Origin of the sequence: Vibrio sp. 10N.222.49.C9, assembly GCF_041474985.1 — a bacterium.
GTDB classification, from domain to species: Bacteria; Pseudomonadota; Gammaproteobacteria; order Enterobacterales; family Vibrionaceae; genus Vibrio; species Vibrio crassostreae_C.
This window is the reverse complement of record NZ_JBFRVD010001404.1, coordinates 1-281: the sequence shown is the minus strand read 5'-3', so window position 1 is coordinate 281 and position 281 is coordinate 1. Positions and strand designations below refer to the sequence as shown.

General features: G+C 47.7%; 1 protein-coding gene. It reads left to right on the top strand.

The annotated features are described in order from the left end of the window. A partial coding sequence (locus tag AB4585_RS28500) for a 3-oxoacyl-[acyl-carrier-protein] synthase III C-terminal domain-containing protein (protein WP_372172131.1) occupies positions 1–281 on the top strand: 281 nt, incomplete at both ends.

Genomic DNA, 281 nt, shown 5'->3' with positions numbered 1-281 from the left:
GGCTACACATGACGGGCAATGAAGTATTCAAGGTGGCGGTAACCCAACTCTCTCGTTTGGTTACCGATACGCTAAAAGCCAACGACATGAGTAAAGAAGACTTGGATTGGTTAGTGCCACACCAAGCAAACCTAAGAATTATTACCGCAACAGCAAAGAAACTGTCCATGTCTATGGATCAGGTGGTAGTGACCCTTGATCGTCACGGCAATACTTCGGCTGCAACAGTACCAACAGCGTTGGATGAAGCAGTGCGAGATGGTCGAATTAAGCGTGGTCCT